The sequence below is a fragment of the Kribbella antiqua genome (assembly GCF_004345665.1).
Classification (GTDB): Bacteria; Actinomycetota; Actinomycetes; order Propionibacteriales; family Kribbellaceae; genus Kribbella; species Kribbella antiqua.
This window is the reverse complement of record NZ_SLWR01000014.1, coordinates 126,693-144,857: the sequence shown is the minus strand read 5'-3', so window position 1 is coordinate 144,857 and position 18,165 is coordinate 126,693. Positions and strand designations below refer to the sequence as shown.

General features: G+C 66.3%; 17 protein-coding genes and 1 riboswitch. Of the genes, 7 read left to right on the top strand and 10 right to left on the bottom strand.

The features are described from left to right. The first annotated feature begins 146 nt into the window (after nucleotides 1-146). Together EV646_RS33420 and EV646_RS33415 are read left to right on the top strand one after the other, a co-directional pair. Nucleotides 147-806, top strand: coding sequence for a LuxR C-terminal-related transcriptional regulator (locus tag EV646_RS33420; protein WP_132155802.1), 660 nt, complete (start codon nucleotides 147-149; stop codon nucleotides 804-806). A gap of 356 nt (nucleotides 807-1,162) precedes the next feature. Next, on the top strand, nucleotides 1,163-1,819 hold the full coding sequence (locus EV646_RS33415) for a response regulator transcription factor (protein WP_158291087.1): 657 nt from the start codon (nucleotides 1,163-1,165) through the stop codon (nucleotides 1,817-1,819). Between the two features lie 108 nt (nucleotides 1,820-1,927). After that, a riboswitch (cyclic di-AMP (ydaO/yuaA leader) is annotated at nucleotides 1,928-2,105 on the top strand. 775 nt (nucleotides 2,106-2,880) lie between these two features. Here the strand turns inward: EV646_RS33415 and EV646_RS39085 are convergent. Further along, nucleotides 2,881-3,126, bottom strand: a complete 246-nt coding sequence (locus tag EV646_RS39085; protein WP_206752054.1) for a hypothetical protein — start codon at nucleotides 3,124-3,126, stop codon at nucleotides 2,881-2,883. A 97-nt stretch (nucleotides 3,127-3,223) separates the two neighbouring features. Here EV646_RS39085 and EV646_RS33410 point away from each other — a divergent pair, with 97 nt between their 5' ends. Next, on the top strand, nucleotides 3,224-4,024 hold the full coding sequence (locus tag EV646_RS33410; RefSeq protein WP_132155798.1) for a hypothetical protein: 801 nt from the start codon (nucleotides 3,224-3,226) through the stop codon (nucleotides 4,022-4,024). 171 nt (nucleotides 4,025-4,195) lie between these two features. Here EV646_RS33410 and EV646_RS33405 read toward each other — a convergent pair whose 3' ends face one another. After that, nucleotides 4,196-5,203, bottom strand: a complete 1,008-nt coding sequence (locus tag EV646_RS33405) for a LacI family DNA-binding transcriptional regulator (RefSeq protein ID WP_132155796.1) — start codon at nucleotides 5,201-5,203, stop codon at nucleotides 4,196-4,198. Between the two features lie 159 nt (nucleotides 5,204-5,362). Between EV646_RS33405 and EV646_RS33400 the strand changes: the two genes are divergently transcribed. The 3 genes from EV646_RS33400 to EV646_RS33390 are packed head-to-tail and all read left to right on the top strand — an operon-like array spanning nucleotide 5,363 to nucleotide 8,438. Next, complete coding sequence (locus EV646_RS33400; protein WP_132155794.1) at nucleotides 5,363-6,628, top strand: ABC transporter substrate-binding protein; 1,266 nt, start codon at nucleotides 5,363-5,365, stop codon at nucleotides 6,626-6,628. Beyond that, nucleotides 6,625-7,584, top strand: coding sequence for a carbohydrate ABC transporter permease (locus tag EV646_RS33395; protein ID WP_132155792.1), 960 nt, complete (start codon nucleotides 6,625-6,627; stop codon nucleotides 7,582-7,584). Before EV646_RS33400 ends, EV646_RS33395 begins: the two co-directional genes overlap by 4 nt. Then, a complete protein-coding gene (locus tag EV646_RS33390; RefSeq protein WP_132155790.1) occupies nucleotides 7,581-8,438 on the top strand; it encodes a carbohydrate ABC transporter permease in 858 nt (285 codons plus the stop codon). The genes EV646_RS33395 and EV646_RS33390 overlap by 4 nt, the downstream gene beginning before the upstream one ends. A 45-nt stretch (nucleotides 8,439-8,483) precedes the next feature. Here the strand turns inward: EV646_RS33390 and EV646_RS33385 are convergent, their stop codons facing one another. The 8 genes from EV646_RS33385 to EV646_RS33350 form a co-directional block, all read right to left on the bottom strand. Continuing rightward, on the bottom strand, nucleotides 8,484-9,923 hold the full coding sequence (locus EV646_RS33385) for an alkaline phosphatase PhoX (RefSeq protein ID WP_132155788.1): 1,440 nt from the start codon (nucleotides 9,921-9,923) through the stop codon (nucleotides 8,484-8,486). Between the two features lie 200 nt (nucleotides 9,924-10,123). Then, nucleotides 10,124-10,591, bottom strand: coding sequence for a hypothetical protein (locus EV646_RS33380; RefSeq protein WP_132155786.1), 468 nt, complete (start codon nucleotides 10,589-10,591; stop codon nucleotides 10,124-10,126). 56 nt (nucleotides 10,592-10,647) lie between these two features. Further along, the gene (locus EV646_RS33375) at nucleotides 10,648-11,295 is read right to left on the bottom strand and encodes an HAD family hydrolase (protein ID WP_199237344.1); all 648 of its coding nucleotides are present in this window, start codon (nucleotides 11,293-11,295) and stop codon (nucleotides 10,648-10,650) included. After that, a complete protein-coding gene (locus EV646_RS33370) occupies nucleotides 11,292-12,098 on the bottom strand; it encodes a DUF6807 domain-containing protein (protein ID WP_132155784.1) in 807 nt (268 codons plus the stop codon). Before EV646_RS33370 ends, EV646_RS33375 begins: the two co-directional genes overlap by 4 nt. Then, on the bottom strand, nucleotides 12,095-12,979 hold the full coding sequence (locus EV646_RS33365; protein WP_132155782.1) for a carbohydrate ABC transporter permease: 885 nt from the start codon (nucleotides 12,977-12,979) through the stop codon (nucleotides 12,095-12,097). The genes EV646_RS33370 and EV646_RS33365 overlap by 4 nt, the downstream gene beginning before the upstream one ends. 7 nt (nucleotides 12,980-12,986) lie before the next feature. Continuing rightward, a complete protein-coding gene (locus EV646_RS33360; protein ID WP_132155780.1) occupies nucleotides 12,987-13,925 on the bottom strand; it encodes a carbohydrate ABC transporter permease in 939 nt (312 codons plus the stop codon). Next, on the bottom strand, nucleotides 13,922-15,235 hold the full coding sequence (locus EV646_RS33355) for an ABC transporter substrate-binding protein (RefSeq protein ID WP_132155778.1): 1,314 nt from the start codon (nucleotides 15,233-15,235) through the stop codon (nucleotides 13,922-13,924). The genes EV646_RS33360 and EV646_RS33355 overlap by 4 nt, the downstream gene beginning before the upstream one ends. 13 nt (nucleotides 15,236-15,248) lie before the next feature. Further along, nucleotides 15,249-17,153, bottom strand: coding sequence for a pectinesterase family protein (locus EV646_RS33350; RefSeq protein WP_132155776.1), 1,905 nt, complete (start codon nucleotides 17,151-17,153; stop codon nucleotides 15,249-15,251). A 144-nt stretch (nucleotides 17,154-17,297) separates the two neighbouring features. On the opposite strand from EV646_RS33350, the gene EV646_RS33345 reads away from it, so the two are divergent. Further along, a complete protein-coding gene (locus EV646_RS33345) occupies nucleotides 17,298-18,137 on the top strand; it encodes a DUF6807 domain-containing protein (protein WP_132155774.1) in 840 nt (279 codons plus the stop codon). The last annotated feature ends 28 nt before the right edge of the window (nucleotides 18,138-18,165 follow it).

Sequence of the window (18,165 nt, the reverse complement as noted above, 5' to 3'; positions counted from 1 at the left end):
GGGTAGTGGCAGGGGTCGCGGAGACGCCAAATTGGAACCGGACGTGCGCACTACGCATTCGAGAACAGACCCTCATAAAGAACAAATTTCACGGCCTCATCAATTTAGAGGAAGCGGAGAGCGTCGACGACAGCAAGAATCGCGACGTGGCGCATGTCCGGGTCATGATTGTGGACGACGACACGCTGTTCACTGATGCGCTCGTCGGCCGGCTGGCCAGGGAGGTCGGTCTCGAGTTGCTGCCCCCCGCACAGAGCGCGCGGCAGGCGTACGCCATCCTCGCGACAGGCCATCCGGACGTCGCCGTGCTCGACCTGGCTCTCGGTGACGCGACAGGCATCGACGTTCTCGATCACATGCATATGTGGCATCCGTCTACACGACCGCTGGTTCTCAGTGCGGCTGCCGGCGTCGATCCGGTCGTGGACGCCGTCCGGCACGGCGCATTGGCGTGGGTCCCGAAGACAGCCGATGGCGACCTGATCGTGAGGGTCATCAGCCTCGTCGCCCGAGGTGAGGCCTGGTTCCCGCCTGCACTGCTCGCAGACGTGCTGCGACGCCTCGTCACCGGCCGGGACGCCGACGGAATACCCGACCCGCTCGTCGAACTTTCCCTGCGAGAGCGGGAGGTCCTGCAATGCATGGTCGACGGTCTCGGCCGCGCCGAGACAGCGATGCGTCTCGGGGTGTCCACGAACACTGTGCGCACCCACATCCGGCGCCTGCTCACCAAGCTGGCTCTGCACTCCGCACTCGAGGCATCCGCGACGGCCCTTCGCGCCGGTATGCGCCCGTCTGGCCGTTGACGCAGCGCAACGCGCTCAATTTCTGCGGCACCGTGGTGGGCTCAACCACCCAAATCTCTACTCTTGGTCATATTTCCGGCGCGTCCCGTACTTCTCCTGGGAGGCGTCCGATCAAGGCAATGCTCTCGCTTGACATTCGCCAATCGACGGTGCTGACTTGGTTTTAGCCTCAATTATGAGGCGGTGAGCGTATGGGCTGTGCCGGCCGGGTTTGGGGGCCAGGTCGGGCCAGAGTCCGATGGGGGGCGATCCTCTCCGGGTCGCGTGCACGTCGCCGGGTCGGGCACGCATCCAAGGACCTCACGGCCTGTGTGGCTCGCCGTGGGTTGTCCGTGCGGTGCGAAAGGCGGACTTCGGTGCGACTGCTGATCTGCGACGACCATGCCGTGTTGGCCGAAGCACTCGCGCTGCTTCTCGAGGAGGCCGGAAACACAGTGGTGGCCGTGACCGACTCGCCCGACCGGGCGCTCGCGGTACTGAGGACCGAACCGGTCGATATGTGTCTGCTGCACATTGACCACCCGTCCGGCAGCTTCCTCGACGTACTCCTGAATGTGCGGGCAGCCGCACCGGATGCCAAACTCGTTCTTCTCACTGCGGTGATCCAGCCGGGCGTGGTGGCCGCCGGCACGGCGGCCGGCGTGGACGGATTCGTCGACAAGCGGCAGCGGATCGAGGATCTGGTGACACTGATCGCCCGCGTGCACGCGGGCGAGGTGATCTACCAACCTTCCGGAGACGGCCATGCGAGTCGTCGACACATCGAGCGCTCCGATGTGCAGCGGCTGGCGCGCTATCTGACTCCGCGGGAACGCGAGGTGCTGTCCCACCTGGTCCGCGGTGAGAGCGCCATCGTCTGCGCCCGGTCCATGGGCGTCAGCGCCACGACGACCCGCACTCACATCCAAAGCGTGCTCACCAAGCTCGGCGTTCACTCCCAGCTCGAGGCGGTCACCGCGGCGGTGCGCAACGACCTGGTCAGTGTCGAGACCGGCGAGTGGTTGGCAAGATGACCCAAACACGGGCATAGCCTGCAAGGTAACGATCGTGTATCGTTCGGCGGGCCGACGCCCCCTCGGCCGTTCAAATACCAGCGTCTGGTCGGTACGCCTAGTCCCGCCACGATCCAGGCGCCCCCTGCGATCCAGATGGCGGGAGCGGGGGACCCACCCGGGCCCTCCAGGTCCACCGGTCGTGCCTTGCACGGCCTTGGGGTGAAGCCGCGTCGCATCGACGGCTAGGCCGGGCACCACCGCGCCCGAACCCGACAGCTGACCCCGTAGGCGTGGCGGAGGTTTTGCCTTGCCCCGATACCGTCACGGCGTTCGTGCGTGCCCACGTACGGCCGTCAATCGTCCTGTTCAACGCATCGTCTCGCACCCTGCCACGCTGAAACGTGGCGCAGTCAACGACCCGCTGAGGAGCTCGTCCGTTCGGGGGGTGAGGTCGTGAGCCGGCACCGGCAGACCCGAACGGACCGGCCCTCGCCGGTCGCACGCCTCCGCCATCTCCGCCGCCGCGATCGCTGGCTCTCGGGTGTCGCGGGCGTAACCGCGCTGGCGGCGCTGGTTGTGATGCTGACATCGCTAGGCAACATCGGATCCGCCGATGCGACAACCATCTCGATGACGAATCCGTCGCTGGAATCCGACGCGAACAATGATCGCGTCCCGGACTGCTGGCAGCCGCAGGGTTACGGAAAGAACCGGTACAGCTTCACGTGGACCACAGCTGCACACAGCGGTAGCCGGGCAGAGCAGGTGACCATCACCGGCTACCGGTCCGGGATGCGCGGATTGTTCGTCCAGATGGGCTCCAGTGGATGCGGTCCAGCGGTGATCCCCGGACACCAGTACACGCTCAGCGGGTGGTATCACACCGGTGGACAGGCCCACCTCACCGCGTCCTACCGGGACACATCGGGAACCTGGGTACGCTGGACCAGCGGCTCGACGCTGCCGGTGGCAAGCAGTTGGACACAGGCCGAGTACGTCACACCTGAGCTTCCGGCGGATGCAACCGCGATCAGCTTCGGTTTCGAGTTGCAGTCGGCGGGCTCACTCACGACGGATGACTACGCGATCAGCGACTCCGGATCACCGACTGCAGCTCCGACGGCCAGTGCCACGTCTTCACCGACGGCCAGCGCTACGTCCTCCCCGACAGCCAGCGCCACGTCCTCCCCGACGGCCACTGCCACGTCTTCACCGACGGTCAGTGCCACGTCCTCCCCGACAGCCACTGCGACGTCGCCGGCGCCATCGTCGACTACATCGACGTCGCCCAGCCCGACTCCGACGAGCAGCACCTCGCCGACCACATCGTCTGCGCCGCCACCGACGAGCGGTTACTTCACGACTCTTGTCTCGCCGGGCAACGTAGGCTCGCTACCGAGCGGCAGTACCTGTGCCGCCGCCGTGCACCGCTCGACGTGGGAACCGCGGCCGGACAACTACAAGCGCAATCACCACCTGGTCGACGCCGCTGCGGTCCACAATTCGTTCGCCTCGCGACCCAGATCGGGTTTGGGCACATACGACCCGCGCTGGGACTCCTGGCTGCTGCCGAGGGTCGATGGTCAATTCAGCGGCACAACCGACGAGATCATTCAATGGGCCGCATGCAAATGGGGGCTGCCGGACAACTACCTGCGCGCCGAGGCTTACACCGAGTCGACATGGTTCCAGTACGAGACCTACTCCTCCGGCCGGTGTGCCGATCAGTACGGCTGTGGAGACTGGTTCAGTTCCGAGCCCTACGCCGCCCGCAAGACCTACTGCTCCGGGCTCGCGAGCAGCGGCGGCTATGACTATCAGAAGGATTACGGCGACGGCTTGTGCCCGAAGACCTTCTCCATAGTCGGAATCATGTCCTGGTGGAACCCATCCTGGGGCTTCAACTGGGCGGGAAACCAGAACGGGACATTCCCGTTCACCAGAGACTCCACCGCGATGGCGCTGGACTACATGGCCTCGCAGATCCGTGGCTGCTACGAAGGCTGGCGTTGGGGACTGGGCAGTAGCTACAGGGCCGGGGACTTGTGGGGCTGCGCCGGCGCTTGGTACTCAGGCGTCTGGCATGACTCTCGTGCGGAGACCTACATCTCGACGGTCCAGGGCAATCAGAGCGCCAAGCCCTGGCTGACCGCCTACTTCGCAACCCAGAAGCCGTCGTGCGACGCGACGTACGGCTGCCCCGGTCCAGACCTGTTGCCATGACGGGATAGCCCGCACCCGATCCAGGGCTACCCAGTCAATGTGACCGTCCGTCCATCCGACTCACTCGGGTGCACGGACGGTCACGTGCCAGGTCTGCCGGCGCATCCCTGTAAACGGCCGATGCCGCCTGAGCGAAGGAGGTGCGCATCAAACCCGGGGTGGTTCATGAGCTCAAGTAGGTGGGGCGGTGCTGGCTCGGGTTATTAGTTCGGTGGCTAGTTCGAGGCGGTGGTGGGTGGGGGTTTCGCCGCGGCCTAGGGCGATGGCGAGGGTGGCGGCTGCGGCGGCCATTTCGGTGAGGGGTTGGTGGATGGTGGTGAGGGGTGGGGTGACCCAGGCGGTGATGGGGAGGTTGTCGAAGCCGATGACGCTGAGGTCGTCCGGGATGCGTAGGCCGGCTTCGGCTGCCGCCTGGTAGAGGCCTAGGGCTTGGAGGTCGTTGTGGGTGACAACCGCGGTGGGGCGGTCCGGTAGGGCGAGGAGTGTGCGGCCGTGGATCAGGCCGTCCTCGGGCAGGAAGGTGCCTTCGTAGATCAGGTCGGGTGTGATCGGCGTACGCGCGTCGTCCATGGCTGCCCGGTAGCCGTCGAGGCGGGCACGGCTGGAGAGCATCCGGCTCGGTCCGGTGATCGTGGCGATTCGCTGGTGTCCCAGGTCGAGTAGGTGCCGGGTGGCCGAGAAGCCGCCGCTCCAGTTGCTGGCCACGACCGACGGGAACTCGTGTCCGGGGTCACCGGTGGGATCGACCAGGACGAACGGGATGTCCCGGCTGCGGATCTGGTCGCGTTGTTCCGGGGTGAGACCGGAGAAGACCGCGATGACGCCGATCGGCCTGCGGGCCAGGACGCCCTCGATCCAGCTCATGCCGGGCGTGTGCCCGTGCATCTCGGAGAGTACGACGGCCAGCCCGTTCTCATCGGCGACGCGTTCGACCCCCTTGATCATCTCCATCGCGTACGCGCCCTCGAGCTCGTGGAAGACGAGCTCGAGCAACGCGGCCTTGGCGCCGGGCTTCTTCAGTCGCCGGAACCCGTGTTCGCGAATGACCTCCTCGACCAGGGCGCGAGTCCGCGGCGAGACGTCGGACCGGCCGTTGATGACCCGCGACACCGTCGGGACCGAGACGCCGGCCAGTTCGGCGATCTGGGTGACCGTCATCGGTTCGGTGCGACCCGTCATGGCGGCGAGTGTAACCCCGAGCCGAATGTTTCGGAGCTACTTCCGGAACGAACCGTTGACGTCGCCTGTGACCCGTCTTACAGTTCCCGCAATCATTTCGAACTCAGCTTCGAAACTTTCGGGCCTGGCCTGGGATGCAGGCACTGCAGGAGGTTTGCCGTGAGAAGTCGTATCGCCGTCGCCATAGCCGCCGCCGTGACGCTCGCCGCCGCCGGATGTTCCGGTGGCGGCTCCGGGAACGACGGGGGCGACCAGAAGTCGTTCGAGTTCTGGTCGTTCTCCGGGATCAATCAGAAGGCCGCAGTCGACGAGTACCAGCAGAAGCATCCCGACATCCACATCAAGCTGACCGAGGTCGGCTCGTCGGTGGAGACGGCGCAGGCGCTGACGACGGCGCTGGCCGGCGGCAAGGTGCCGGACCTGGTGCTGATCCAGGGCGACGACCTGCCGAAGTTCGTCGAACAGCCGCAGAACTTCGTCGACCTGCGCAGCCTCGGCGCGGATGACGTCAAGAAGGACTACCTGGATTGGGTGTGGTCGCAGAGCGTCGCCAAGGATGGTGAGGTGCTCGGCGTTCCCACCGACGTGGGCGGTCTGGCGATCGCGTACCGGACGGATCTTTTCGCGGCGGCCAAGCTGCCGACCGACCGGGACGCGGTCAGCAAACTCTGGCCGACCTGGGACAAGTTCATCGAGGTGGGCAAGCAGTACAAGGCGGCGACCGGCAAGCCGTTCGTCGACAACGCGTCGACCAGCGTGTTCTACCAGGCCGTGAACCAGGGGGACATGAAGTTCTACGACGCCGATCGCAACCTGGCCTACGACCACAGCCCGCAGGTCAAGGAGGCGTTCGACTACGCGCTGACGGCCGCGCAGGCAGGCATCACGGCGAAACTCAGCTCGTTCTCGGAGGGCTGGTCCGCGGGCATGGCCAAGGGCGACTTCGCCGTACTCGCGGCGCCGTCCTGGATGCTGGGCGGGATCCGCTCCAACGCGCCGGCCACCAAGGGGAAGTGGGATATCGCCACCATCCCGGGCGGCGCCGGCAACTGGGGTGGCAGCTACCTCGCGATCCCCAAGAACGCCAAGAACCAGCAGGCGGCCTGGAACTACATCAAGGAGATGCAGTCGCCGCAGTCGCAGCTCGCGCACTACGTCGGCTCGGGTTCACTTCCGTCGACTCCGGCGGTGTACAAGGATGCGCAGCTGACCTCGCACAAGGACCCGTTCTTCTCGAACGCACCGACCGGGAAGATCTACACCGAGTCCCTGCTGGGCCTGAAGCCGTTCTACATCGGACCGGACAGCTCGGCGATCGGCCAGGAGTTCCAGAACGTGCTCACCAACGTCGAGCAGGGCAAGGGTGATCCGGGCACGGCGTGGGACACCGCGTTGAAGAACATCAAGACGGCTATCGGCAAGTGACCAGTACTCTCACCGCGCCCCGCGCCTCGACCGCGCCACCAGCGGCGTCGAGGCGCCGGGTGCGCGACAGCATCGGCGAGCGGATCGCGCCGTACGCCTATATCGCGCCGTTCTTCCTGATCTTCGCCGTCTTCGGCCTGTTCCCCCTGCTGTTCACGTTCTACGTCGCTCTGTTCGACTGGAACCCGGTGGGGGAGCACACCTTCGTCGGCCTGGACAATTTCGCCCGCCTGTTCGACGACCCGCGGTTCTGGAACGCGATGCGGAACACCATCGGCATCTGGTTCCTATCGACGGTGCCGCAGTTGCTGATCGCGCTCGGCATCGCGCATCTGCTCAACCACACGCGGCTGCGGTTCGCGACGCTGTTCCGGATGTCGATGCTCGTCCCGTACATCACGTCGGTCGCGGCGACGACGGTCGTGTTCGCCCAGCTCTTCGATCGCGACTACGGCCTGTTGAACTGGGTCCTACACCTCATCGGCGTCGGCCCGGTCAATTTCGCCCAGTCCACCTGGGGGAGCCAGTTGATGATCGCGACCATGGTGATCTGGCGGTGGACCGGGTACACGACCTTGCTCTATCTCGCGTCGCTGCAAGCGATCTCGCGCGACATCTACGAGGCCGCGTCGGTCGACGGCGCCGGCAACTGGAAGCAGTTCCGGTACATCACCATCCCGTCGCTACGTCCGGTGATCGTGTTCACCATCGTGACCTCGACCATCGGCGGGTTGCAGATCTTCACCGAGCCGCTGCTCGTGTCGCGCAGCGCGCCGCTGACCTGTGGACCGGTCCGGCAATGCCAGACCCTCACGCTGTTCCTGTTCGAGCAGGGCTTCGGCCAGTTCAAGTTCGGGTACGGCGCGGCGATCGGCGTCTCGCTGTTCATCCTCGTCGTCGCCTTCGCACTACTGAACTTCCTCCTGTCCACGCGAATCCGCCGGGAGAAGCCATGACTGGGTTGATTTTGCGCCTCCGGCGCGGGGGCCGGATCGACCGGGTGCCGTGGTGGGTCTACGTTCTGCTGACCCTCGCCGTGGTGATCGCCGTTTTCCCGCTGTACTGGATGTTCGTCGTGGCGTCGAACGACTCCGCGACCGCCTACAAGATGCCGCCGCGGATCGTCCCCGGCGGAAACCTCCTCCACCTCACCGAGCTCGTGTTCAGCACGGTTCCGTTCGTACGATCGCTGATCAACAGCGCCGTCGTCGCGGTGGCGATCGGCGTCGGCCACGGTGTGCTCTGCGCGCTGGCCGGATTCGCGTTCGCCAAGTTGCGTTTTCCCGGCCGGAACACGCTGTTCCTGATCGTCGTACTCACGATGACCGTGCCGACGCAGCTGGCCGTCATTCCGCAGTACATGATCATGTCGAAGCTCGGGTGGGTGGACACGTTGCAGGCGCTGATCGTGCCCGGGCTGGCGAGTGCGTTCGGCATCTTCTGGATGCGTCAGCACATCGCGTCGACCGTGTCCGACGAGTTGCTGCAGGCGGCCCGGATCGACGGGGCGAACTCGTGGCAGATCTTCTGGCAGATCGCCTTCCCGCTGGTCCGGCCAGCCGCGTTCGTGCTAGGTCTGCTCGGGTTTGTCACGGCTTGGAACGACTTCCTCTGGCCGTTCATCATCCTCAAGTCGCCGGAGATGTACACGGCGCAGATCGCCATCAAGGCGCTGCAGAACAGCTACGTCGTGGATCTCGGTCTCGCCATGGCGGGCTCGTTCCTGGCCACCATTCCGATGCTCATCCTGTTCGCCTTCGTCGGCCGCCGCCTCGTCAGCGGCATCATGGACGGCGCCTTCAAGGGCTGAGGGTCATCCCCGCACGGGGGGCGGGGATGACCTCACCAGGCCTGATCAGCCGAGATAGGTCTGCCACGGGCCGGTGATGGCGAAGGTGATGCCCGGCGTCTGCATGTTGACGAAGAGGACCTTGCCATCGGCGGAGAAGGCGGGGCCGGTGAACTCGGAGTCGTTCAGCATGTTGCGGGCGATCGCGTACGTCGGTCCACCCGGCGTCGAGCTCAGCACGTGACTGCTGGCATTGCCGTCCTCGGCCAGGATCAGCGAGCCCCACGGCGTGACAGTGACGTTGTCCGGGCCGTCGAAGTTGTAGTCGTCGTACTTCGCCTCGGGGCCCTTGTCCGCGGCGGTGTTGCTCGGGAAGTACGTGACCAGCTGGATGGTGTTCGCCTGGTAGTTGTAGAACCAGACCATGCCGTCGTGCGGGATGGCGTCGGCCGAGAGGTCCGCGGTGCCGGCCTCCGCGTACGAGTTGACGACGTACACGCCGGCGTCGGTGCCGAAGACGCCCTCGAACTTCTTGCCCCGGGTGACCTGGCCGTCGGTGAACTGCTTGCGGCAGGAAACCGTGACCGCGTCCCGGTCGGGCACCGGCACCCACGCGACCCGGAACGGGCGGAGCAGCTGGGCCGACGTCAGGTACGCGACGTCCGGAATCGGCTTGCCGTCGTCACCGAGGATCGCCATCGCCTCGAGGGTGCCGAAGCCGGCGTCGGCGAGGTCCTGCCAGCTGCTCGGGCCGAGCTTGTAGCCGGCCGGCGCGGTCCAGCGGTAGAAGAGACCGTTGGGGCCGGAGGCGTCCTCGGACAGGTAGACGTGCCTGCGGTCCTTGTCGACCGCGAGGGCCTCGTGAGCGTAGCGGCCGAGGGCCTTGAGCGGGACCGGGTGCGCGGTCTCCCCGTCGCCCCAGACCTCGAAGACGTAGCCGTGGTCCTTGAGCCGCGTGGTGCCGTTCGCCTTGTTCTCGGTCTCCTCGCAGGTGAGCCACGTGCCCCACGGCGTCGGGCCGCCGGCACAGTTGGTGAGGGTGCCGGAGATGCCGACCCACTCGCCGAGGTTGGTGCCGTCACGATCGACGGAGATGACGGTGCAACCGCCCGCGGATCCGACGCCGGTGTCGTACACGGTGCCTTCGATCTGCGGGACACCGAGCGCGTTGTTGCTGCCGATCTCGTGGTTCTGGATCAGCAGGTAGTTGTTCCGGCCGGTCCCGAAGACCGCCGTACCGTCATGCGCGCCCGGCGTCGGCTGGCCGGTCGCGAGCTTCGTCTCGCCGGCGCGGGTGACGACCGTGTACTTGAAGCCGGGCGGCAACGCGAGGAGACCCTTGGGGTCGTCCATCAGCGGCGGGAACGGCTTGTGGACCGGGTACGGCGCACGCTCTGGACCAGGGGTGGATTCGGCGAGCGAGGGTACGGCGCCGACGGTGGTGAAACCGACGCCCGCGGCGCCGACGGCGGCACCACGGAGGACGGAACGACGAGCAACAGCCATGGGGATGCTCCTTGAACCTGAGGTGGGCGGACCTTTGCTTTCGGTGAAAGCCGGGTCCAGTCTTCTCGATTTCCGCTCGGAGCGGCACTGAGGGCGGGGCGCCGTGACCGGGCGCCGCAGTGGACGTCGGAGCGAAACGATCCTGCCCGCGGTGCACGGCGGCACGGGAAACGGAAGCTGAACAACTCGCAGGTAACGCGTCAGCTGCTCAGTAGGCAGCCGGCGGGGTGTACTGCGGGGCGGGGACAGGCACAGGGGCAGGGGTAGGAGCAGGGGTAGAGCGCCGGCGGGTGAGGCTGGTGGTGGCGAGGGCCGTGGTGGCCGAGGCTGCGAGGAGCAGGAGGGCCAGGCGGTTCTGCCTGGCCTGATCGCAGTAGGTGAGGATCGACTGCTCGGCCCTGGCTCGCACCAGCCCCCTCGTTTTCTGAGGCGTTCTCCTCGTGGACCCTCGACACGTACGTGTCCACGGCCTGACGCTGGGCAGGCGTCAGGGAGTCGTCCAGGTCGGGCGGCGTGATGCCGGGCCGGCCGAGCGGATTGCACTTGACGTAGAACGGCTCGGTGATAGGAAACGCGGAGTACTGCACCTGCGAGAAACTGAGGAACAGGTACAGCATCCAGACGCCGCCGGCCACAGCCAGTACGGCGGACACCACCTTGAGCCGCATCGTGGAGTGGTCCCTTCCGTCGTCGAAGGGCTCCTATCCTGCCCGGCGAAAGGTTCTCAAGCCGCCAGTAGGTCGAGTGCCTCGGTGATGGAGTTGGTCACCGGGGCGCCGGTGGACTCCAACGCGGTACGGGTCATCGCGCCGGTGGTGACGAGGATGCAGTGGCTGCCGGCAGCCTGAGCGGCCTGTGCGTCGTCGACGACGTCACCGATCAGGACGACCTCGGACGGGTTGAGACGCTGGGCCTCGAGGTGACGGACCAGGCTGTCGGCCTTCGAGCCGCCGCCTACTTCGCCCGGCAGGCCGTCGACGCGGGTGAAGTACTCCGTGAGGCCGAAGAGTTCGACGGTCGGGGTGAGCCGGCTGTGGAACCACATCGACAGCAGCGACTGGGTGCGCCCGCTCTCCATCAACCGCCGCAGTGCGTCCGGAACCTCCGCCGCGAGGCCGCACGTGTGCAGGAGTGCGTCGTACCGGTCGTGGTAGAGCTTGTCGACGCGGGCCCAGTCCTCGTCGTCGAGCGCACGGCCCAGGACCTGCTCGTACGAGATCCGCATCGGGCGCGCGTACGCCGCCTGCCACTCGAGCCAGCTGAGATTCGCCCGGCCGAACTCGGCGCAGACCTCGTTGACCGCGGCCAGCACGATGTCGTTGTCGTTCAGCAGCGTCCCGTTCCAGTCCCACACGACATGCGAAATCTTCACCGCGCCACTTTAGCGAGATCCGCTGCCTCGTCAGCGGTCAGGCGGCGGTCGAGGATCACTGCGCGGAGCGAGACCGTCAACGGGCAGCCCGGCGCGATTTTGAGCGGAGTGTCCCAGGCCAGAGCGGGCCCGGCGCCGGTGTAGCCGGTACGTCGGACGAACCAGGGGAGCGGATCGTCCTGGATCAGGACAACCGTGGTCGACGCGGTGGTCAGGGCGATCCAAGGCGAGGTTGAGCCGTGGGCGGCAGATTCGGTGTTGCCGTACGGCGTGAGCACCTCGCCCGGGGGATGGCGCCAGAAGATCCCGCCGTAGCCGGCGCCCGGGCGGCCGTTGGTGGCCGGGCTGGCGATCGTCACGCCGTACGGCGAGGTCAACTCACTCCGCCAGCTGAGCGCCCAGCCCTCGGCCAAGGGCGCGGCGGTCAATGAACGTTGCTCGAAGAGTTGTGGGCGGTCGTGGTGGTCCAGCCACGTCACGCTGTCGGTCAAAACCGGACCGTCGGCTGAGAGTCCGGTGCTGACTTGGCGGCCGTGATTGGCCAGCATGATCGAGCCCTGGTCGCGGACGAAGGTGCGGCCGCCCCAGTACGACGTACCGTTGACATCGGCAACAGCCAGCGAAAGACCGTAGTGGTGTGGGTGGTCGTCAGGGTTGACCTCGGTGAGTTGATGCCCGGCGAGGGATCGCAGCGGATGCAAGTAAGGCCGAGGGCTGTGGACGAGCGGCATGGATGACGTCGTCACATACCGCGCCAGCCCTTCCAACAGGGCGCCATCTGAGGCCAGCTGCCAGCTCGTCACTTGAGGCCCGTCGTCGCGATGCCCTTGACCAGGTACTTCTGGCCGGCGATGAAGAACCCGATGACCGGTGCCACCGAGACGAACGACATGGCGAACATCTGCCCCCACTGACTCTGGCCCTCGGAATCCATGAACTGCCGCAGCGCCAGCGGCACCGTGTACAGCTCGGGGTCGGTCAGGTAGAGCAGTGGGCCGAAGAATTCGTTCCAGACCGAGATGAAAGTGAAGACGGCGGTCGTGGCCAGCGCCGGCAGGCAGAGCGGCAGGATGATCCGGTAGAACGTCCGGAACGGCCCGCAGCCGTCGATCCGCGCCGCGTCGTCGAGCTCACGTGGCAACGCCCGCATGAACTGCACCATCAGGAAGATGTAGAACGCGTTGGTGGCAAGGAAGTTCGGCACCAGCAGCGGGTAGTACGTGTTCAGCCAGTCCAGCTTGGAGAACATGATGTACTGCGGCACCAGCAGCACGTGACCCGGCAACATCATCGTCCCGAGCATCAACGCGAAGAACAGCTTCCGCCCACCGAAGTCCAAACGGGCGAACCCGTACGCCGCCAGCGAGCAGGACAGCAGGTTTCCGATGATGCTCAGTACGACGATGACGAGCGAGTTCATCAGGTAGATGCTGAACGGCTGCTGCAACGCGTTCCAGCCGTCGGTGTAGTTCGACAGCTGGAACTGAGCCGGCCACAAGGACAGGTCCTTGAAGATGAGTGTGTTCGGTTTGACCGAGCTGGAGATCAGCCAGGCCAGCGGATACATCATCACAATCCCGATGGCACACAGGATCAGGTGCCGCCGGAAGCGGACGAACCGGGTGTTGCCGAGATTCTCGAAGTACGAGTCCTCAGCGGGTCGTGCTTTCAGGACAATCGACATGTCGGCCTCATTGCTCGTAGAAGACCCAGTACTTCGCGGCCAGGAAGTTGATCGCGGTGAACGCGGCGATGATGACCAGCAGCATCCAGGCCATCGCGGACGCGTAGCCCATGTGGAACTGCGAGAACCCCTGCTGGTACAGGTACAGGTTGTAGAAGAGGGTGGAGTCGGCCGGGCCGCCGGTGCCGCCGCTCATCACGAAACCCTGGGTGAAGGTCTGGAACGACGAGATCAGCGACTGGATCAGGTTGAAGAAGATGATCGGGCTCAGCAGCGGCAGGGTGATCGAGCGGAACTGCTGCCATTTCGACGCGCCGTCGATCGCGGAGGCCTCGTAGTACATGACCGGGATCTGGCGCAGGCCGGCCAGGAAGATGACCATCGGCGAGCCGAAGGTCCACACGTGCAGCAGGATCAGCGTGCTTAGGGAGAAGTCCGGGTCGGAGGTCCAGCCCGGTCCGTGGATGCCGAACCAGCCGAGCAGGTCGTTGACGATGCCGTTGGCACCGAAGATGTGCCGCCACAGGATCACGATCGCGACGCTGCCGCCCAGGAGCGACGGCAGGTAGAAGACGGCGCGGTAGACCGCCAGGCCGCGGATTCCCTTGTTCAGCACCATCGCGACCAGCAGCGCCACCGCGAGCGATGCCGGGACCGAGATGAAGGTGTACAGGAAGGTGACCTTCATCGACTGCCGCAGGAGCGGGTCGGCGAGCATCTCGCGGAAGTTCGCGAACCCGATCCAGCGCGGCGCGTTCAGCAGGTTGTAGTCGGTGAACGCGAGGTACAGCGAGGCGAAGAACGGCACGATCGTGAACAGCATGCCGACGAACCAGGGCAGTAGGAAGACGTACCCGGCCCGGTCCCGGCGGCGCTTCCGCGGTGCTGGTTTGCGCGCGGGAGCGGCCGGGCGGGCGCGGGTGGTCCGCTCGAGCAGAGCTGTCATCTGGCCAGGGCCTTCTGGCCGGCCGCGACGAAGGCCTTCGCTCCGGCGGCCGGGGTCTGCCGCTTGAACTCGACCTCGGTCGCGATCGTCTTGAGGCTCGCGGCGATGGCGCTGGCTCCGGGCGGGTTGCTGGAGGACCGGAGCAGTTTCTCGGTCTGGAGCTTGGTGAGGTAGTCGGTCGCGACCTGGTCGTCGAGGGCGAGCGTGGACGCGATCTCTTTGGTCACGTTCGGGTTCACCGGGACCCCGCGCGTGGTGCCGGTCGCCTTCGAGGCCCGGGCGTCGTTCACCAGGAAGTCGAGCAGCTTCAACGTCTCGGCCGGGTGCTTGGACTTCGCCGAGACCGACCACAGATGCGGGGTGTCGATGGTCTGCCCGCGCCGGCGCTCCGTGCTCTCACCAGGGATCCGGAGCAGCGCAAGGTTGCCGCCGGCATCCTTGTTGTAGGACAGGAAGTTGTTGGTGGGAATGATCTGGCAGGCCAGCGTTCCTTTGGCCAGTGGTGATTCCGAGGACGAGCTGCCGATGTTGTCGAAGAAGCCGGCCGGTGGGAAGCCGCCCTCGGCCCGCATCTTCTCGATCATCTCGAACCAGGCGGTGACGGTGGCCTCGCTGACACCCAGCCGGCCGTCGTCGGTGAAGAAGTCCTCACCGCGCTGCCGGGTGAAGACGACCATGTTGGCCAGTGTGCCGGCCTCGAAGCCGGTGCCGTACACCTTCTTGCCGCTCTTGGCCGAGATCTCCTTGGCGAACGCGGCCAGGTCCTTCCAGGCCCAGGTGTCTCCGTCCGGGATCGGTACGCCGTACTTGTCGGTGATGGTCTTGTTGACGACGAAGCCGATGGTGTTGAGCCCGGACGGTACGCCGTACAGCTGCTCGCCGACGGCCCCGATGTTGCGGATGTTGGGCGGTAGCGCGGTCAGGTTGAGCTGGTCGGTGTGCTTGTTCAGGTCGAGCAGCGACCCGCGATCGGCGTACTCGCGCAGGGAGTCGGTCCGCATCGCGACCAGATCCGGCGCGTTGCCGGCGGCGAACCGGGTGGCCAGTTTGTCTTTGTACGGGCCGCTGTCCTGGTACTCCGTTTTGGTCGTGATGCCGGGGTTTTCCTGGAGGAAGATGTCGAGCGCGGCCTGGGTCTTCTGCGCCCGGGTGGCGTCGCCCCACCAGACCATGTTGAGCTGGACGGTGCCGGACTCCGAGGAGTCGCCGCCGCCCCCGAACCCCCGGCCGCAGGCGGTGAGGCCGAGGCCCAGGGCGGAGACACCGACAGCCTTCAGCAGGTTCCGGCGGCTTGGTGTGGATTGTGACATGGAAGTCTGCCTTTCAGAGGCCGATGGTTGCCTGCGGCCCGGACTGGGTGCGGAGCAGCGCCGGGACGTTCTCGACCGGGTCGAGGGTGTAGTTGTAGAAGGCGCTCGGGGTGAACGCGGTGCCCTTCTCGGTGACGAGCCCGTCGGACCAGGTGCAGTTCACGGTCCGGTTGCCGCGCTGGACCAGCTCGCCGGCCTCGACGTAGTACGGGTTGTGGACGGTGTCGAAGTAGCTGTTCTCGATCACCGCTTTGGTGAGGCCGCGGACAAAGTTGCCGTAGGCACTCACGTTCTGCAGGTAGTTGTTGTACAGGTGGGCCCGGGCGACGTTGTCGATGCTGGGGTTGCGCTGCGTGGAGTTGTAGATCCAGTTGTGGTGAATCGTCATCTGCGCCGTCAGGTTGGCGGTCCAGCCGATCCCGAACGACTTGTTGTTGTCGGACAGGACGTTCCACGACACGGTCAGGTACGTCGTGTCCTTGCGGCTGTCGAGCAGGCCGTCGTTCATCCGGGTCAGGTGGTTGTGGTCGATCCAGATGTGGTCGGCGGTGTCGAGCCGGATCGCGTCGTAGTCGTAGACCTTGTCGTCCGGATCGTCGTCGGGCATCAGGGTGTCGCGGATGGTCAGGTTGCGGATGATGACGTTGCGCATGCCGGTGGTGACGTAGAAACCGCCGTACGCGAGCTGGCCGCTGGTGCCGACGCCGACGATCGTCTTGTTCGACGCGACCCGGATCATCGTGCCGCGCGGAATGATCGGGATGGTGGTGGCGACCCGGATCACGTAGGGCTCGGTCGCGGCGGCGTACCGGACCAGGTCGGCCTGGTTGGTCACGGTGACGGTCTGGCCGCCGCGGCCTCCCGTCGTACCGCCGGCGAGTGAGGCGAACCCGTCCGCGGTGTCCGACCAGGTGGGAGCCGCGTGGCCCTGCAGGGGATTCCAGCCGTCGGTGCCGGCCAGGTACTTCGCCGCGGTGTAGCCGGCGGCTTGCGGATCGGTGAGCTGCGGCCGGTTCGCGTTGACGCCCGAGCCGGGTCCGGTGTTCTTGTACTCCGCGAATCGTGCGGCCTGCCAGGTGTTCCCGGACATGTCGGTCCAGGGCTGCGTCGTGTTGATGTGCGCGCCGAGGACGGAGTCGCGTACGACGACCTGGCCGGCCGCTCGCCAGGGACGGCCGAGGCTGGTCGAGGCTGCTGGTGCACTGCTCGTGAAGCGGGACTGAACAAAGAGGAAGCCGTACGCGCGGTCGACCGGCGTACTCGCGGCGGTGACGGAACCACCGCGCGCCTCGGTGTGGATCTCGCTGCGGTCGAACACCGCGATGCCCCCGCCGAAGATGAAGTCGACGTCACCCGCGATGTACGAGGTCTTGATGTATGCGCGGGCCGAGTCCTTGAGCAGGAACGTGTCCTGGTTGCCGAGCAGGCGCACATTGGTGAGTACCGCGCGATCCGAGGCCAGGTTGAGTGCGACGGCCTGGTGACCGGGCTTGTCGGTGTTGGCGGCTTCGTCGAAGTCGTTGGAGATCGTCAGGTTGTGGGCGCTGAAGCCGGCCCCACTGATGGTGGCGGTGGCGCTCCCGGAGGTGCCGTACGCCGTACCGTCGGGCTTGAGGCCGCCGGCGAAGTGGTTCTCGACGATGATGACCTTCGAGGGATCGCTGCCGAGGCCGGCCAGCCGGATGTTCGGCTTGCTGGACGGGATGCTGATGACGCCGCGGTAGGTGCCGGGCTTGATCTCGATGACGATCTGGGTGGGGCTGTTGGCGGGGACCGCGTCGATCGCGGCCTGGACGGTCCGGTACTGCCCGGACCCGTCGGCGGCGACGGTGAGCTTGTCGGCTTGGACGTGAGCCGGTACGGCGGTCAGGAGCGAGCTGACCGTGATCACTGGGGCTAGGAGGGCGGAGAGATACATCTGCTGACCCTTCTCTGCGAAGGCGAGTGTGACCGGGACCTTACGAGCGGTCAGCAATTAGTGTCAATGGCTTTACCTAATCATCTCGAATAAGTTTCGCGAGTTGTCCCAATCCGGCTGGAGGCGGCCGTATGATCAGGCCCGATGACCGAATCAGCCGCGGATCTCGTCGTGGAGGGCCGGACGCTCGCGCGCTACGTGTGGGAGCCGGATCTCCCGCTGGCCTATGCGCCGCGCCCGTACCTGCATCCGGTGACGACTCCCGCGGGGACGGTCGTCACCGAGCTGATGCCGGCCTCGCATCGGCACCACGCCGGCGTGAGTATCGCGGTGCCTGACGTCGACGGCGCGAACTTCTGGGGCGGTCGCACGTACATCGCCGGACACGGTCCGGCCTGGCTCGACAACCAAGGCATCCAGCGGCACGAGCGCTGGCTGGAGCAACGGCCTTCGCAGTTGGCACATGCCGTGCGTTGGTCGTCTCCCGCGGGCGAGACTCTCCTGACCGAGGAGCGGGTGCTGACCGCGCGCGGTGCAACGGACACCGCTTGGGTGCTGGGCTTGAGCTTCGCGTTGACCAACGCGACCGACCGTCCGCTCGAGATCCGCAGCCCGGCCGCTGCGGGCCGCACCGGCGCTGGGTACGGCGGCTTCTTCTGGCGCGCACCAGGGTCGAACCGCGTCTTCGGCCCGGCCGGTGTCGGGCTGGACGCCGTACACGGGCAGACGTGTGACTGGATCGCGGTCACCGGGGCGGCCTGGACGCTGGTGTTCACCGCAGCCGACGACGTCACCCGAGCCGATCCGTGGTTCGTCCGTACGCGCGACTACACCGGCGTCGGATCGGCTCTCAGCTGGGACGTCCCGTTGACCTTGCCACCCGGCGGTACGGCGGTCCGCTCGATCGCCACGGTCGTCGCGGACGGGGAACTGTCCGACGACGAGGCCGCGGAGTTGGTCGACCTAACGAGGACCGCGCGGTGACGCGGGCCCGAACCCTGCCGCCAGGGGA

Excerpts from the sequence above, each read along its gene's own strand:
- EV646_RS33405 (WP_132155796.1), bottom strand. The coding sequence starts at position 5,203 with ATGACGGGTCGCACCGAACCGATGACGGTCACCCAGATCGCCGAACTG.
- EV646_RS33390 (WP_132155790.1), top strand. The coding sequence starts at position 7,581 with ATGACTGGGTTGATTTTGCGCCTCCGGCGCGGGGGCCGGATCGACCGG.
- EV646_RS33385 (WP_132155788.1), bottom strand. The coding sequence starts at position 9,923 with ATGGCTGTTGCTCGTCGTTCCGTCCTCCGTGGTGCCGCCGTCGGCGCC.
- EV646_RS33380 (WP_132155786.1), bottom strand. The coding sequence starts at position 10,591 with ATGCGGCTCAAGGTGGTGTCCGCCGTACTGGCTGTGGCCGGCGGCGTC.
- EV646_RS33365 (WP_132155782.1), bottom strand. The coding sequence starts at position 12,979 with ATGTCGATTGTCCTGAAAGCACGACCCGCTGAGGACTCGTACTTCGAG.
- EV646_RS33360 (WP_132155780.1), bottom strand. The coding sequence starts at position 13,925 with ATGACAGCTCTGCTCGAGCGGACCACCCGCGCCCGCCCGGCCGCTCCC.
- EV646_RS33355 (WP_132155778.1), bottom strand. The coding sequence starts at position 15,235 with ATGTCACAATCCACACCAAGCCGCCGGAACCTGCTGAAGGCTGTCGGT.
- EV646_RS33350 (WP_132155776.1), bottom strand. The coding sequence starts at position 17,153 with ATGTATCTCTCCGCCCTCCTAGCCCCAGTGATCACGGTCAGCTCGCTC.
- EV646_RS33345 (WP_132155774.1), top strand. The coding sequence starts at position 17,298 with ATGACCGAATCAGCCGCGGATCTCGTCGTGGAGGGCCGGACGCTCGCG.